Here is a 15,022-nt window from a genome sequence, read left to right as displayed (position 1 = left end):
CGGGCGGCGCCTGCGCGCCGCCCATCCTGACGCGACATCTGAAACAAGGAATGACTATGCGCAACAGAGCCTCTCTGCTCGCCGCCGTGGTAACCACGCTGGCCGTTTCACACGTCTCCGCTGCCGATCTGCCGGGCAAAGGTATTACGGTACAACCCATACAGAGCACTATCGCTGAAGAGACTTTTCAGACCCTGATTGTCAGCCGCGCGCTGGAAAAACTCGGCTATCAGGTCAGCAAGCCGAGTGAAGTGGATTACAACGTTGGCTACACCTCTATCGCCGCTGGCGACGCCACCTTTACCGCGGTGAACTGGCAGCCGCTGCATGACGACATGTACAAAGCCGCCGGTGGCGATCAGAAGCTCTATCGTCAGGGAACCTACGTTACCGGTGCCGCCCAGGGTTATCTGATTGATAAGAAGACCGCCGAGAAATATCACATCACCAATATCGAACAGCTGAAAGATCCTAAGATCGCCAGCCTGTTTGACGCCAACGGCGATGGCAAAGCGGATATGACCGGCTGTACGCCAGGCTGGGGCTGTGAAGCGGTGATTAATCATCAGAACAGCGCCTTCGGTCTCAGTGATACCGTGACCGCCAATATGGGTAACTATTCGGCGATGGTGGCGGATACGCTGGCGCGCTACAAACAGGGTAAACCGATCCTTTATTACACCTGGACGCCCTACTGGCTGAGCGATGTGCTGAAGCCGGGCCGCGATGTGGTCTGGCTGCAGGTGCCGTTCTCTTCGCTGCCTGGCGAACAGAAGGATGTGGATACTAAGCTGCCAAACGGCGCGAACTACGGTTTCCCGGTTAACACCATGCACATCGTCGCCAACAAAGCCTGGGCGGCGAAAAATCCGGCGGCTGCCCGTCTGTTTGCGGTCATGAAGCTGCCCATTACCGATATCAATGCTGAAAACTCAGCAATGCATGCCGGACAAAACTCAGAAGAGGCGATTAACCGTCATGTGGATGGCTGGATTAAGGCGCATCAGGCTGAGTTCGATAAATGGATCAGCGAGGCGCAGGCCGCCGCGCAATAACATGAAAACATTTCCGCCCCAGGGTGGTTGATAAAAGTGCTGGCTCAGTGAGCATACGCTTTAAGTCGGGCAGTTATCTGAGGGCAGAAATTTTTCTGCCCTTTTTTTATGTCTGCTTTCCCGACTGGTATGGCCTGTTAATAAACATGCGTGTGAAATAGTTTTTTGAGTTACTATTAACCTCAAATGATTATTAGCGACCGATGCTGTTTATGAATGCGACTCGCCAGGGTCTGACGCCTGCTTTAGTAATACTGATGTCAGTAGCAACCGGCCTCTGCGTAGCCAGTAATTACTACGTTCAGCCACTACTGAATACCATCGCCCAACAGTTTGATCTCTCTGTCAGCCTCGCCGGATTTATTGTCACCACGGCGCAGCTGGGCTACGCCTGCGGTCTGCTGCTGCTGGTGCCGCTTGGCGATCGGTTTGAACGACGCAGCCTGATTGTCACGATGATCCTGCTGGCTACTGCGGGCATGGTGATTATCGCCCTTTCGCACTCCTTTCTCTTTTTACTGCTGGGCACGGTGATGACCGGCCTGTTCTCGGTCGCCGCACAAATCCTGGTGCCGCTGGCCGCCACGCTGGCAGAGCCGGAGCGGCGCGGCAAAATAGTGGGGACGGTAATGAGCGGTTTGCTGCTGGGGATTCTGCTGGCGCGCACCGTGGCAGGCGGCCTGGCGCAGCTTGGCGGCTGGCGTACCGTTTACTGGACTGCCAGCCTGCTGATGGTGGTGATGGCCCTGGCGCTGTGGCGATCGCTGCCGCGCGTGAAACAGTCTGTGCCCATGAGCTATCCGCAACTGCTGGCCTCCATCTTTCGCCTGTATGCCGGTAATCGGGTGCTCCGCACCCGCGCCTGGACCGGCTGCCTCTCCTTTGCCAATTTCAGCCTGCTGTGGACCTCAATGGCCTTTCTGCTCGCCGGGGCGCCTTATCATTTCTCAGAGGGCGAGATTGGCTTGCTGGGGCTGGTCGGTGCCGCGGGTGCGCTGGCCGCACGTCAGGCGGGCGCGCTGGCTGACAAGGGTAAAGCGAAGCTGACCACCCGACTGGGCCTGCTGCTTATGCTGCTGTCGTGGGCCGCCATTGCGTGGGGCGCGGAGCAGCTTGCGCCGCTGATCGTCGGCATCCTGCTGCTGGATCTGGCGGTACAGGCCGTCCATATCACCAATCAAAGCGTGATCTACGCGCAGATGCCGGAGGCGCGGAACCGTCTTAATGCCGGTTACATGACCAGCTACTTTATGGGTGGCGCGGCCGGCTCACTGCTCTCCGCGACCGCTTACCATCTTTGGGGCTGGTATGGCGTCTGTGGCGCTGGCGCGCTGCTGACTGTGGTTAATCTGCTGATTTGGGCAGCCGGATCGCGCTTTGAGCCGGAAAAAATCAACTGAAGCCTGGCCGGACAGCGCATTGCGTCTGGTCACAAATGGTTAGGTTTGTTATGGTTAGTAGCAAACCTATTCACTTCAGTTATTTTTCCCCGCGATATTATTAAATTTGCCCCCTTTTTGATCACGTTCCGGCACAGCGGCTGCCGCCGGACGTACGGGTTTTTGACCCAGGGCCAGGGAATGGCCTGGAATACCTTTGATGGTGAATAGTGATTCTGTCAGCGATCACCTGCCAAAAAGTGACTACGCTTATCCTGTCACCATAGTTATTATACAAGTTGCAATTAGTGAGGTTTTTTTTAATGGAAAGTTCGTTTACTCCCATTGAGCAGATGCTAAACATCCGTGCCAATCGCCATAAGGATTTTCCGTTACAGGAAATTATTCTGACGCGTCTCTGTATGCATATGCAGGGTAAACTGCTGGACAACCGCAATAAGATGCTGAAAGCACAGGGTATTAATGAAACCCTGTTCATGGCGTTGATTACGCTGGATGCACAGGAAAACCATAGTATTCAGCCCTCTGAGCTCAGCTCTGCCCTTGGCTCTTCACGTACCAATGCCACGCGCATTGCTGATGAGCTGGAAAAGCGCGGCTGGATTGAGCGTCGTGAAAGCGATCACGACCGTCGCTGCCTGCACCTGCATCTGACCGATAAAGGGATGGAGTTCCTGCGTCAGCTGCTGCCACCTCAGCATCAGAGCCTGCAGTACCTCTGGTCATCGCTCTCCGTCGATGAGAAGTCGCAGCTGGAAGGCATCACCCGTAAGCTACTTAATCGTCTTGATAAAATGGATGAAGATCAGCTGATCGCCTCGCTTTCCCGCTAATAGCAATAAGTGCGACACAATCACCTGTCGGAATCGTTATTTTAATTTCCTTTTTTATCTGGCCAGCGCTTAGTCGCTGGCTTTTTCGACTCGGGCGCTGGCGAAAAGGGATTTCTGCCGCCCGACTAAATGGAAAACGTGGAGAAAGACATGAGTGCAACGGCAGAAGCACAAAGCCCGCAACCGTCAGCCAACAAAAAGAAGAAGCGCAAAAGTGTGCTCATCGTGCTGGCGTTGATCTTTGTGCTGATTGGTATTGCCTGGGGAGTTTACTGGTTCCTGGTCCTGCGCCATTTTCAGGAAACGGATGACGCCTACGTTGCGGGTAACCAGGTGCAGGTGATGGCACAGGTCTCCGGTAGCGTGAATAAAGTCTGGTTTGAAGATACCGATTTCGTCAAAAAAGGCGATGTGCTGGTTTCACTGGATAAGACGGATGCGGAGCAGGCGTTTGAAAAAGCGCAGACGGCACTCGCCACCAGCGTGCGTCAGACGCATCAGCTGATGATTAATGGCAAACAGTATCAGGCCAGCATTACATTGCAACAGACCGCTCTGGCGCAGGCACAGGCCGACCTGAAACGCCGTGAGCCGTTAGGCGCAGCTAATCTGATTGGCCGTGAAGAGTTGCAGCACGCCCGCGATGCCGTCGCGACGGCCAAAGCACAACTGGACGTGGCGATTCAGCAATACAATGCGAATCAGGCGATGATCCTCAACACCTCACTGGAAAATCAGCCTGCCGTGCAACAGAGCGCGGCTGAGCTGCGTGACGCCTGGCTGGCGCTGCAGCGCACCGAAATCCGTAGCCCGATGGATGGTTTTGTCTCCCGTCGCAGCGTGCAGGTCGGTTCGCAAATCTCCACCAGCACCCCGCTGCTCGCCGTCGTGCCTGCAACGAATCTGTGGGTCGATGCCAACTTTAAAGAGACTCAGCTGGCTGGCGTTCGTATTGGTCAGCCTGTCACCGTGGTTGCCGACATCTACGGTGACGAAGTGGTTTATCAGGGCAAAGTTGCAGGACTGGATATGGGCACCGGCAGCGCCTTCTCACTGTTGCCGGCACAGAATGCCACCGGTAACTGGATCAAAGTGGTTCAGCGCCTGCCAGTTCGTATCGAACTGAATCAGGAAGATATCGCCAGACATCCGCTGCGTATTGGCCTCTCAACGCTGGTTAAAATCGATACCACCAGCAAAGAGGGCAGCGCGCTGGCCACCAGCGCCCGTCAGCAAGCCGCTTACAGCAGCAACGCACTGGCGATTGACCTTGCGCCGGTCAATCAGCTGATCACCGATATCGTCCGCGCCAACGCCGGATGATGACGCGGAGGCTGTAATGGCACAAAAACCGCTTGAAGGAATGCCGCTGGTCCTGATGACCATTGCGCTGTCGCTGGCGACGTTCATGCAGGTTCTGGACTCGACCATCGCCAACGTGGCTATCCCCACGATTGCCGGTAATCTGGGAGCGTCGAACTCCCAGGGAACCTGGGTGATCACCTCGTTTGGTGTGGCCAATGCGATCTCGATCCCGCTGACCGGCTGGCTGGCAAAACGCATCGGTGAAGTGAAGCTCTTTACCTGGTCGACCATTCTGTTTGCTATCGCCTCCTGGGCATGCGGCATGTCAGACAGTCTGGAGATGCTGATCTTCTTCCGCGTCATTCAGGGGATCGTCGCGGGTCCATTGATCCCGCTGTCGCAAAGTCTGCTGCTCAACAACTATCCGCCCGCCAAGCGCAGTGTTGCGCTGTCGCTGTGGGCGATGACGGTGATCGTCGCACCGATCTGTGGTCCGATACTGGGCGGCTGGATCAGCGATAACTATCACTGGGGCTGGATCTTCTTTATCAACGTGCCCATTGGTGTGGCGGTGGTGATACTGACGCTGCAAACCCTGCGTGGCCGGGAAACCAAAACCGAAATCCGGCGGATCGATATGGTCGGGCTGGTGCTGCTGGTGGTGGGGATCGGCTGTTTGCAGGTGATGCTGGATCGCGGAAAGGAGCTCGACTGGTTTAACTCGTCCGAGATTATCGTGCTCGGGGTAGTGGCCGTGATTGCGCTGTCAGTCCTGCTGGTGTGGGAGCTGACTGACGATCACCCGATCATAGATCTGTCGCTGTTTAAGTCGCGCAACTTCACCATTGGCTGCCTGTCGATCAGTCTGGCTTATATGCTCTACTTCGGCTCGATTGTTCTGTTGCCGCAGCTGCTGCAGGAGGTCTACGGCTACACCGCAACCTGGGCCGGTCTGGCGTCTGCGCCGGTGGGCATTTTGCCGGTGATCCTGTCGCCGATCATCGGACGCTTTGCCCATAAGCTCGACATGCGACGGCTGGTCACGTTCAGCTTCATTATGTATGCCGTCTGCTTCTACTGGCGCGCGTATACGTTTGAACCGGGAATGGACTTTGGTGCCTCAGCCTGGCCGCAGTTTATTCAGGGCTTTGCCGTGGCCTGCTTCTTTATGCCGCTGACCACCATTACGCTGTCGGGATTGCCGCCGGAGCGCATGGCCGCAGCCTCCAGCCTGTCGAACTTTATGCGTACCTTTGCAGGCTCGGTGGGAACGTCGATTACCACCACTATGTGGAGTAACCGCGAGTCGATGCATCATAGCTACCTGACGGAGTCGATTACCCCTTACAACGTCAATTCGCAGCAGATGTATAGCCAGCTGGAGAGCATGGGGATGACGCAGCAGCAGGCGTCGGCCTGGATCGCGCAGCAGATTACCAATCAGGGACTGATTATTTCAGCGAATGAAATTTTCTGGGCGTCGGCGGGGGTCTTTTTGATTCTGCTGGTGCTGATCTGGTTTGCCCGCCCGCCGTTTAGCGCAGGCGGCGGTGGCGGTGGCGCGCACTAACGTTACACAGCAAAACGGGCCTTTCGGCCCGTTTTTTTATGCGTTCTGACGCCACCATTCGGCGAGCAGTACGCCGGTTGCGACCGAGACGTTAAGGCTTTCTACGTTGCCGGTGCCGCCAATCGACAGGCTCATGTCACCCTGTTTGAACGCGGTATCAGAAAGACCTTCACGCTCCTGCCCTAACACCAGCACCATTTTCTCCGGCAGCTGAGCCTGCGCCAGCGGCGTGCCCTGATGGCTGGAGGTGGTGACGATGGTGTAACCCGCTTTACGGAACGCTTCCAGACCTTCACTGAAAGTTGCGCCGCTGATGGCCTGCACATGCTCAGCACCGCCTTCTGCGGTACGTACCGCTGCGCCGGACTCCAGCAGTGAGGCGTCGTTCACCAGCAAACCTTTTACGCCAAAGTGCGCGCAGCTGCGCATAATCGCGCCGAGGTTATGCGGGTTGCTGACATCTTCCAGTGCCAGCACGCAATCTTTGGTATTCGCCTGGCTCAGCCATTCAGAAACCGCCATACCCATGCGCTTTTTGATCAGGAAGCAGACGCCACCATGATGCTCAGTGCCTGACGCTTTGGTAATCTCTGCATCTTCCACGACGTGATAGGCTTTGCGGTTAGCCGCCAGCCAGCGCAGCGCTTCGCGGAAACGCGGTGTCACTTCCTGCACGAACCAGGCGCGAACAATCGCTTCAGGACGGCTCTGGAACAGCGCCTGACAGGCGTTCTCACCATAGACGCGCGTCTCTTCGTTACGCTGACGACGGATCTGTTCGGGATCGACGAAGCTCTTGCCGCTGATGCCGCCATGATCCGGCTTATCGCTTTCGGTTGCCGGACGATCTGCTGATGGCGCGCGTGACACGGTGCGCCATGGGGAATCGCTGCTGCCATAGGCGCCGCGATTATCATCGCCACGATCGTTGCGGCGGCCTGCGCCATCGTCTGAACGGCGTGGAGCGCCACGTCCGCCTTCATCACGACGCGGTGAACTGCTGCGACCGGTGTCGTCGCTGCGACGGCCAGCGGAGCGACCACCTTCCTGACTGCGTTCAGTACGGGGGCCAGACGAACGACGATTATCATCCGAACGGGCAGCAGCGTGACCACCTTTGCCTGTACGAGGATTAGGCGCGCGCGCGCTTTTATCGTCCTCGCCACGCACGTACATCACCTTAACCTTACCGCTCTTGCCTTTAAATTCGTCGTTCATGTCTTCCTCCTGCATTGAGAGCGCGCAGATTACCTGATGTGCTGGCGCTTAGCTATCAACTATTGAACCTATAGAGCAATCCAGATTGAGAGGGAATCCGTCCCCTTTCATAATGAACAATATTTACCAGACTGACACTTTTCAACATCAGAGGTTCCTATGAATACGGTATGCGCTTCCTGTCAGGCAACCAATCGCGTTCCTGAAGAACGCCTTGCCGACGTGGCGAAATGTGGTCGCTGTGGAAATGCGTTATTTGATGGCGAAGTGGTGAATGCCACCAGCGCTAACTTTGACAAATATCTGCAGGACGATCTGCCGGTGGTGATCGATTTCTGGGCGCCCTGGTGTGGTCCCTGTGTCAATTTTGCGCCGGTGTTTAAAGATGTCGCCAGTGAACGCAGCGGTAAAGTCCGCTTTATTAAAGTGAACACCGAAGCGGAACCGGCCCTGAGCGCCCGTTTCAACATTCGCAGTATCCCGACCATCATGCTGTTTAAGAACGGCGAGCGGGTCGACATGCTGAATGGCGCGATGCCCAAAGCGCCTTTCAATGAATGGCTGGATGAGTCACTTTAATCTTCAGAGGCCAGCCTGGCTGGCCTTTTCCTTTTCGCGTGTGCTTCGATTACACTGACGTTTTTCCTGCCCTGAATACTCATGTCTGATAATGCTGTTTTGCGCTTGCGCACCCAACGCCTGGCCCGATCCACCCGTCCTTTCCTCGCGCGCGGGAATCGGGTCATCCGCTGTCAGGGCTGCCTGCTGCCAGAAGTCAACTGTCTCTGCAGTCAGATCGTGCCGCAGTCCGCCCGTAGCCGCTTCTGCCTGGTGATGTTCGATACCGAGCCGATGAAGCCGAGCAACACCGGCCGGCTGATTGCCGATATTCTGCCGGATACCCAGGCTTTTGGCTGGTCACGCACCGAGCCGGATCCGCTGCTGCTGGCGGCGGTGCGCAATCCCGATTATCAGCCGCTGGTGGTTTTCCCGGCCGCCTATGCCGACCCCGGTCGCGAAGTGCTGACAACGCCGCCCGTCAGTGGCAAGCCGCCGCTGTTTATTATGCTGGACGGCACCTGGACCGAAGCCCGCAAAATGTTCCGTAAAAGCCCCTGGCTCGACGCCCTGCCGGTGATGTCGCTGGATGTCAGCACCCCGTCGCGCTATACGCTGCGTGAAGCCCACGGCGCAGGTCAGCACTGCACTGCTGAAGTGGCCGCGGCGCTGCTGGCGCAGGCGGGCGATCGGCTGGCGGCTGAGGCGTTATCTCACCATTTTGATCAGTTCCGCGCGGCCTACCTGGCAGGGAAACCGCACCACGCCGGACAGGTTTAATCGCCCGGTCACCTTCCGGCGGGAGCATCCCTGCGGTGACAGAGATTAAAATCGGAATGCGCAGCCTGCGATCTGCCCGGAAGCACTGCCAGCAAAAAGCGTTTACAATCACGCAAATCCCGAACTCTGGAGAGCGAGATGAGCCAACGCGGACTGGAAGCGCTGTTACGACCTAAATCAATTGCGGTGATTGGTGCCTCGGTCACGCCAGGGCGCGCCGGATACTTTATGATGCGTAACCTGCTGGCGGGCGGTTTTAGCGGCCCGGTGTTGCCGGTGACGCCGAAATATAAAGCGGTCAGCGGCGTACTGGCCTGGCCCACCATCGACAGCTTACCTTTCGCGCCAGACCTGGCAGTGATCTGCACCCACTCAAAACGTAACCTCGAACTGCTGCAACAGCTCGGGGAGAAAGGTTGCAAAGCCTGCATTATTCTCTCTGCGCCCGCTAGCCAGTCTGCCGAACTCAAAGCCTGCGCCAGTCAGTGGCAGATACGTCTGCTGGGACCGAACAGTCTTGGCCTGCTGGCCCCCTGGCAGGGATTGAATGCCAGCTTCTCGCCAGTGCCGATAGAGAAAGGCCGTATCGCATTTATCTCCCAGTCCGCCGCCGTATCCAACACCATTCTCGACTGGGCGCAGCAGCGTAATCTCGGATTCTCCTGGTTTATCGCGCTGGGTGACAGTCTGGATACCGATGTCGATGATCTGCTCGACTTCCTGGCTCGCGACGGTAAAACCAGCGCTATCCTGCTCTATCTTGAGCACCTCAGCGATGCGCGTCGTTTTGTTTCTGCCTCACGCAGCGCCTCCCGTAATAAACCGATTCTGGTGATCAAGAGTGGTCGCAGCCGGGAAGCACAGGCGCTGCTGGGCACCCACAGCGGTCTGGACGCCGCCTGGGATGCAGCCATTCAGCGTGCCGGGTTACTGCGGGTGCAGGATACCCATGAGCTCTTCTCCGCCGTTGAGTCGCTGAGTCATATGCGGCCGCTGCGTGGCGACAGGCTGATGATCATCAGTAATGGTGCCGCCCCCGCCGCGCTGGCGCTGGATGAGCTCTATGCCCGCAACGGGAAACTGGCGCAGCTCAGCGAGCAGACGATTCAGCAGCTCGAGGCGCTGTTGCCCGCTGGCGCAGGCCGCGGCAACCCGCTGGATTTAAAAGATGACGCCACAGCAGAACGTTATGCCGCCTGCACAGAGATCCTGCTCGACAGCCATGAACTTGATGCATTGATGATTATTCATGCGCCAAGCGCGGTCGCGCCCGCGACTGAAACGGCCGGACATCTGATCGACACCATCGCCCGTCACCCGCGCGGTAAGCTGGTGACGCTGCTGACCAACTGGAGCGGCGAGTTCTCTTCACAAGCCGCGCGCCGAGCCTTTACGCAGGCGGGGATACCGACCTGGCGCACGCCAGAGGGAACGGTGACCGCTTTTATGCATCAGGTTGAGTACCGCCGTAACCAGAAGCAGCTGCGCGAAACCCCTGCCCTGCCCGCCACCCTTAACCTGGATAGCGCTCATGCACACCAGCTGCTGTCACAGGCGCTGGAGCGCGGTGTTACTGCGCTGGATACCCATGAAGTGCAGCCGGTACTGCAGGCTTACGGCCTGGCCACGCTGCCGACCTGGATCGCCAGCGACAGTAAGGCGGCAGTGGCCATTGCCGATCAGATTGGCTATCCGGTGGCGCTAAAATTGCGTTCACCCGATATCGCGCATAAATCGGAGGTGCAGGGCGTGATGCTCTACCTGCGTAATGCCAGCGAAGTGGAGCATGCCGCTGAGGCTATTTTTGATCGGGTAAAACAGACGTTGCCGCAGGCACGTATCGAAGGGCTGCTGGTTCAGAGCATGGCGAGTCGTGCAGGCGCACAGGAGCTGCGGGTCGTGGTCGAACAGGATGCCCTGTTTGGCCCGATCATTATGCTGGGGGAAGGCGGCGTTGAATGGCAGGCCGATAAACAGGCTGCCGTTGCCCTTCCCCCGCTGAATATGACGCTGGCACGCTATCTGGTGATTCAGGCGATCAAGAGCGGAAAAATCCGCAGCCGCAGCGCGCTGAATCCGCTGGATATCCCCGGTTTAAGCCAGCTGCTGGTGCAGGTCTCTAACCTGGTGGTGGATTGCCCGGAGATCCAGCGACTGGATATTCATCCGCTGCTGGCGGCGGGCAATGATTTTACCCTGCTGGATGTCACCCTGATGCTGGCTCCGTTCCACGGCGATAACGAAGCACGGCTGGCAATACGTCCTTATCCTCAGCATCTGGAAGAGCAGGTAGAGTTAAAGGATGGGCAATTCTGCCTGTTCCGGCCCATTCTGCCAGAGGATGAGCCTCTGCTGCGCGATTTCATCAGTCAGGTCACCAAAGAAGATCTCTACTATCGCTACTTCAGTGAAATCAGTGAGTTTACTCATGATGATCTCGCCAACATGACCCAGATCGATTATGACCGCGAGATGGCGATTGTGGCGGTACGTCAGCATCAGGGACGCCCCGAGATCATCGGCGTCACCCGCGCTATCTCTGATGCAGATAACATTGATGCGGAGTTTTCGGTGCTGGTCCGTTCCGACCTGAAAGGCTTAGGCATGGGCCGTCGTCTGCTGGAAAAGATGATCCGCTATACCCGGCATCACGGCTTGCAACAATTGAACGGTATCACCATGCCCCATAACCGCGGCATGATTACGCTGGCACGAAAGCTCAACTTTCATATTGATATTCAACTGGATGACGGTATTGTCAGCCTGAAATTGTCTTTACAGAATGAGATCAACTAACCTTGTAGAGAAAGGTAAAAAACGTTCGAATCGGCGAAGTTGATGTTATTATTTGTGGTTATAACCCTGATTTGATGGCAAAAGGCCATGCAATGAACAGAGAAGAAGTGCACTGTGATGTTGTCTAAATTTAAACGTAACAAACACCAACAACACCTCGCACAGCTGCCGAAACTGTCACAATCCGTTGCGGATGTGTCGACACTTTACTCGCCTGCCGAATTTCGCCAGACGTTGCTGGAGAAAATTGCGGCAGCGCAGACTCGCATCTGTATTGTTGCGCTCTATCTGGAAAATGATGACGCCGGACGTGCCGTCATGGATGCGCTTTATAGTGCGAAGCAGGCGCGGCCGGAGCTGGATATTTCGATTCTGGTTGACTGGCACCGTGCGCAGCGTGGGCGAATTGGCGCAGCGCGAGGCGTAACCAATGCCGACTGGTATTGCGAAATGGCGACACGTTATCCGGATATCGCCATCCCGGTTTATGGTATCCCGGTCAATACCCGTGAAGCGCTGGGCGTGCTCCACCTTAAAGGGTTCATTATTGATGACATGCTGCTCTACAGCGGCGCCAGCATCAATGATGTCTACCTGCATCAGCATGATAAGTATCGCTATGACCGTTATCAGGTTATCCGTAATTCCCAGCTGACCGATACGATGTATGACTGGATCACGCTCAATCTGAAGTCAGCAGAGGCGGTAAACCGACTCGATTTTGCTGAGCGCCCCTCAAGTCCTGAAATTAAAAATGAGACACGCCAGTTCCGTCAGGACCTGCGCGGCTTCAATTATCAGTTTGAAGGGAATGCCGGCAACGATGAACTGACGGTCACGCCGCTGGTCGGTCTGGGTAAGCATAGCCTGCTCAATAAAACCATTTTCCACCTGATGCCCTGTGCGGAACAGAAGCTGATCATCTGTACCCCCTACTTCAACATGCCCGCCTTGCTGGTACGTAATATCATTCATCTTCTGCGTCAGGGGAAACAGGTTGAGATCATCGTCGGCGATAAAACAGCCAATGACTTCTATATTGCGCCCGATCAGCCGTTCAAAATCATAGGCGCGCTGCCTTACCTGTATGAAATCAATCTGCGTCGCTTTATGAGCCGTTTGCACTACTACGTTACGACCGATCAGCTGGTCGTGAGACTGTGGAAGGATGGCGAGAACAGTTATCACCTTAAAGGAATGTGGGTTGATGACGAATGGCAGCTGATTACCGGTAATAACCTCAATCCACGTGCCTGGCGGCTCGATCTGGAAAATGCCGTGCTGATCCACGATCCTCATCAGGAGTTAGCGGCTCAGCGTGAGAAGGAACTGACGTTAATCCGGCAGAACACGACGGTAGTGACGCATTTCCGTGAGCTTGAGAGTATTGCTGATTACCCGGCCAAGGTACGCAAGCTGATTCGTCGTCTGCGCCGGATACGTATCGATCGCCTGATCAGCCGGATTCTTTAATCACTACGGTCAATAAGGCATCTGCTATGCGAAGTGTGCTACTTGCTGGGCTGTTGCGTAATGGATGCGCCTATATGGCTAAAGATCAGTAGACCGGACGGGATAAAGCGGAGCATTTTGTCGCCTCTGCAGTGCTGGCCACAGCAGGCAGTGAATATGGGCAGCGCCAGCACCATTCTGACCGGCAAAGCCAGACTGTTTTCATTAACGCCTGGGGCGGGAAAAGAGTGGTATGACAGCCGCCCGAATGGCAGCGGCTGGAGCTGGAAAGATTTCGCCTGGGATGCCGCCGGTGCTGCCAGCGGCATTGCCCTGTGGAATCTGAGTCAGCAGCTTTCTCTGTTAAAGCTTAATCCCCTTACCGCGCTTGTGCAGCAACAGCGACACCAGAAATGCCACCGCGCCCATCGCTGAAACATACCAGAAGAAAGTCGTCTCAATCCCCTGCTGCTTCATCAGCAACGCAACATACTCTGCCGACCCACCAAAGATCGCATTCGCTACTGCGTAAGATAGCCCTACACCCAGTGCGCGCACCTGTGGCGGAAACATTTCTGCTTTAAGAATGCCACTGATGGCGGTGTAGAAGCTGGTAATCAGCAGCGCCAGCATGATCAACAGGAAAGCCACACCAGGGCTCTGCACGTTTTGCAACAGCGTCAGAATGGGGACCGTACAGATGGCCGCGCCCGCGCCAAAAATCATCATCGAAGTGCGACGACCGATTTTATCTGACAGAGCACCAATAATCGGCTGAATCAGCATAAAGACCAGCAGCGCACCGGTCATCAGGCCGCTGGCGGTTTTAGGATCCATACCTGACGTATTAACCAGATACTTCTGCATGTAGGTAGTGAAGGTGTAAAAACTCAGGGAGCCGCCTGCGGTGAAACCCAGCACCATCAGGAAGGGACGAGTATGATTGCGCAGTAACCCGATTACGCTACCCGCATCGCGATGTTCGCGGCTCGTCTTATCTGAGGTCTCTTCCAGTGAGCGTCGTAACCATAATGCGACAACGGCGAGGAGTGCGCCGAGGAAGAACGGAATACGCCAGCCCCAGCTTCGCAGTTCTGCATCCGTCAGCAGAAATTGCAGGACCACGACGGTGAGTACCGCCGCTAACTGGCCACCAATCAGCGTGACATACTGGAATGAGGCGTAGAATCCTTTGCGTCCTTCCAGAGCCACTTCGCTCATGTAGGTTGCACTAGTCCCATATTCTCCGCCCACCGATAATCCCTGAAACATACGCGCCAGCAGCAGAATGACGGGCGCAGCCACGCCGATCGTTGCGTAACCGGGTAAGCAGGCGATCACCAGCGAACCAAAACACATCATGCAGACCGAAACCAGCATCGAATTTTTTCGGCCATGTTTATCGCCGATATAGCCGAACAGCCAGCCGCCAATCGGACGCATTAAAAATCCTGCCGCAAAAACGCCCGCTGTTTGTAACAACTGAGTCGTGGTATCGCCCTGCGGAAAGAAAATGTGGGCAAAATAGAGTGAGAAGAAGGAGTAAACGTAGAAGTCGAACCACTCAACCAGGTTACCCGATGACGCGCCGACGATAGCCCAGATACGTTTCTTTGTATCATCCGTCTGAGTTTTATTATTTGTGGGTGCCATGCCTTACCTCTGTTCCTTGCTGATCAACAGCGTTTAAAGGAGTGAGTAAAGCATTTAAGTCTACTGAAGGTAAAGGCGGCGTAATCCGAGATTATTATTGTGAGCCATGTCGCTAATTATCGAAAAATCAGCGGGTTGCTGGTCATTCAGAAGTGAATAATGGGGAGTTAAGGGTGACATACCGCGTGCCTGCAGGTCATGTATTCAGCTTAATGAGGCAAAGTGCGGACGTAAAAAATCCCCGCACTTTCGTGCGGGGCTTCTTCACTTAATTAATGCCTGGCAGTTCCCTACTCTCGCATGGGGAGACCCCACACTACCATCGGCGCTACGGCGTTTCACTTCTGAGTTCGGCATGGGGTCAGGTGGGACCACCGCGCTAAAGCCGCCAGGCAAATTCTG

Annotated in this window: 11 protein-coding genes, 1 rRNA gene and 1 pseudogene; 10 read left to right on the top strand and 3 right to left on the bottom strand. The window is 55.9% G+C overall.

What is annotated here, in order from left to right; translation table 11 throughout:
• Positions 1-56: 56 nt before the first annotated feature.
• The 5 genes from proX (at position 57) to emrB (ending at position 6,163) form a co-directional block, all read left to right on the top strand.
• Positions 57-1,055 (top strand): glycine betaine/L-proline ABC transporter substrate-binding protein ProX, encoded by a 999-nt coding sequence (gene proX, locus GVJ63_RS21405; RefSeq protein ID WP_010257785.1) that lies wholly within the window; start codon positions 57-59, stop codon positions 1,053-1,055.
• 212 nt (positions 1,056-1,267) lie between these two features.
• Positions 1,268-2,455: an MFS transporter gene (locus tag GVJ63_RS21400; RefSeq protein WP_159227336.1), complete on the top strand. Its 1,188-nt coding sequence runs from the start codon at positions 1,268-1,270 to the stop codon at positions 2,453-2,455.
• A gap of 302 nt (positions 2,456-2,757) precedes the next feature.
• Complete coding sequence (gene mprA, locus GVJ63_RS21395) at positions 2,758-3,288, top strand: transcriptional repressor MprA (protein WP_003850381.1); 531 nt, start codon at positions 2,758-2,760, stop codon at positions 3,286-3,288.
• Between the two features lie 150 nt (positions 3,289-3,438).
• The gene (gene emrA / locus GVJ63_RS21390; RefSeq protein ID WP_010257791.1) at positions 3,439-4,611 is read left to right on the top strand and encodes a multidrug efflux MFS transporter periplasmic adaptor subunit EmrA; all 1,173 of its coding nucleotides are present in this window, start codon (positions 3,439-3,441) and stop codon (positions 4,609-4,611) included.
• 16 nt (positions 4,612-4,627) lie between these two features.
• Positions 4,628-6,163, top strand: a complete 1,536-nt coding sequence (gene emrB, locus GVJ63_RS21385) for a multidrug efflux MFS transporter permease subunit EmrB (RefSeq protein WP_010257793.1) — start codon at positions 4,628-4,630, stop codon at positions 6,161-6,163.
• Positions 6,164-6,199: 36 nt separating this feature from the next.
• Here the strand turns inward: emrB and GVJ63_RS21380 are convergent, their stop codons facing one another.
• Complete coding sequence (locus GVJ63_RS21380; RefSeq protein WP_010672152.1) at positions 6,200-7,381, bottom strand: tRNA/rRNA methyltransferase; 1,182 nt, start codon at positions 7,379-7,381, stop codon at positions 6,200-6,202.
• Positions 7,382-7,540: 159 nt separating this feature from the next.
• Here GVJ63_RS21380 and trxC point away from each other — a divergent pair, with 159 nt between their 5' ends.
• From trxC to GVJ63_RS21355, 5 genes and pseudogenes are all read left to right on the top strand, one after another.
• Positions 7,541-7,960 (top strand): thioredoxin TrxC, encoded by a 420-nt coding sequence (trxC, locus tag GVJ63_RS21375; RefSeq protein WP_010257800.1) that lies wholly within the window; start codon positions 7,541-7,543, stop codon positions 7,958-7,960.
• Positions 7,961-8,041: 81 nt separating this feature from the next.
• A complete protein-coding gene (locus GVJ63_RS21370) occupies positions 8,042-8,719 on the top strand; it encodes a tRNA-uridine aminocarboxypropyltransferase (protein ID WP_022624064.1) in 678 nt (225 codons plus the stop codon).
• Between the two features lie 138 nt (positions 8,720-8,857).
• On the top strand, positions 8,858-11,515 hold the full coding sequence (locus tag GVJ63_RS21365) for a bifunctional acetate--CoA ligase family protein/GNAT family N-acetyltransferase (RefSeq protein WP_159227335.1): 2,658 nt from the start codon (positions 8,858-8,860) through the stop codon (positions 11,513-11,515).
• 117 nt (positions 11,516-11,632) lie between these two features.
• On the top strand, positions 11,633-12,988 hold the full coding sequence (pssA, locus tag GVJ63_RS21360; protein WP_029519515.1) for a CDP-diacylglycerol--serine O-phosphatidyltransferase: 1,356 nt from the start codon (positions 11,633-11,635) through the stop codon (positions 12,986-12,988).
• Positions 12,989-13,014: 26 nt separating this feature from the next.
• Positions 13,015-13,315, top strand: a pseudogene (locus tag GVJ63_RS21355) (YfiM family lipoprotein); the annotation flags it as partial.
• A gap of 15 nt (positions 13,316-13,330) precedes the next feature.
• Here GVJ63_RS21355 and GVJ63_RS21350 read toward each other — a convergent pair.
• Together GVJ63_RS21350 and rrf are read right to left on the bottom strand one after the other, a co-directional pair.
• Positions 13,331-14,620: an MFS family transporter gene (locus GVJ63_RS21350; RefSeq protein ID WP_010257813.1), complete on the bottom strand. Its 1,290-nt coding sequence runs from the start codon at positions 14,618-14,620 to the stop codon at positions 13,331-13,333.
• 277 nt (positions 14,621-14,897) lie between these two features.
• Positions 14,898-15,013 (bottom strand): 5S ribosomal RNA (gene rrf / locus GVJ63_RS21345).
• Between the last annotated feature and the right edge of the window lie 9 nt (positions 15,014-15,022).

Origin of the sequence: Pantoea sp. 18059, from assembly GCF_902706165.1 — a bacterium.
GTDB classification, from domain to species: domain Bacteria; phylum Pseudomonadota; class Gammaproteobacteria; order Enterobacterales; family Enterobacteriaceae; genus Pantoea; species Pantoea agglomerans.
Note: the sequence above shows the minus strand (reverse complement) of the source record. Positions and strands in the feature narration are given on the sequence as shown.

Bases quoted from the DNA above. Each gene is read 5' to 3' on its own strand.
- emrA (WP_010257791.1), top strand. From the start codon at position 3,439: ATGAGTGCAACGGCAGAAGCACAAAGCCCGCAACCGTCAGCCAACAAA.
- GVJ63_RS21380 (WP_010672152.1), bottom strand. From the start codon at position 7,381: ATGAACGACGAATTTAAAGGCAAGAGCGGTAAGGTTAAGGTGATGTAC.
- GVJ63_RS21350 (WP_010257813.1), bottom strand. From the start codon at position 14,620: ATGGCACCCACAAATAATAAAACTCAGACGGATGATACAAAGAAACGT.
- pssA (WP_029519515.1), top strand. From the start codon at position 11,633: ATGTTGTCTAAATTTAAACGTAACAAACACCAACAACACCTCGCACAG.
- GVJ63_RS21400 (WP_159227336.1), top strand. From the start codon at position 1,268: ATGAATGCGACTCGCCAGGGTCTGACGCCTGCTTTAGTAATACTGATG.
- GVJ63_RS21365 (WP_159227335.1), top strand. From the start codon at position 8,858: ATGAGCCAACGCGGACTGGAAGCGCTGTTACGACCTAAATCAATTGCG.
- GVJ63_RS21370 (WP_022624064.1), top strand. From the start codon at position 8,042: ATGTCTGATAATGCTGTTTTGCGCTTGCGCACCCAACGCCTGGCCCGA.
- emrB (WP_010257793.1), top strand. From the start codon at position 4,628: ATGGCACAAAAACCGCTTGAAGGAATGCCGCTGGTCCTGATGACCATT.
- proX (WP_010257785.1), top strand. From the start codon at position 57: ATGCGCAACAGAGCCTCTCTGCTCGCCGCCGTGGTAACCACGCTGGCC.
- trxC (WP_010257800.1), top strand. From the start codon at position 7,541: ATGAATACGGTATGCGCTTCCTGTCAGGCAACCAATCGCGTTCCTGAA.
- mprA (WP_003850381.1), top strand. From the start codon at position 2,758: ATGGAAAGTTCGTTTACTCCCATTGAGCAGATGCTAAACATCCGTGCC.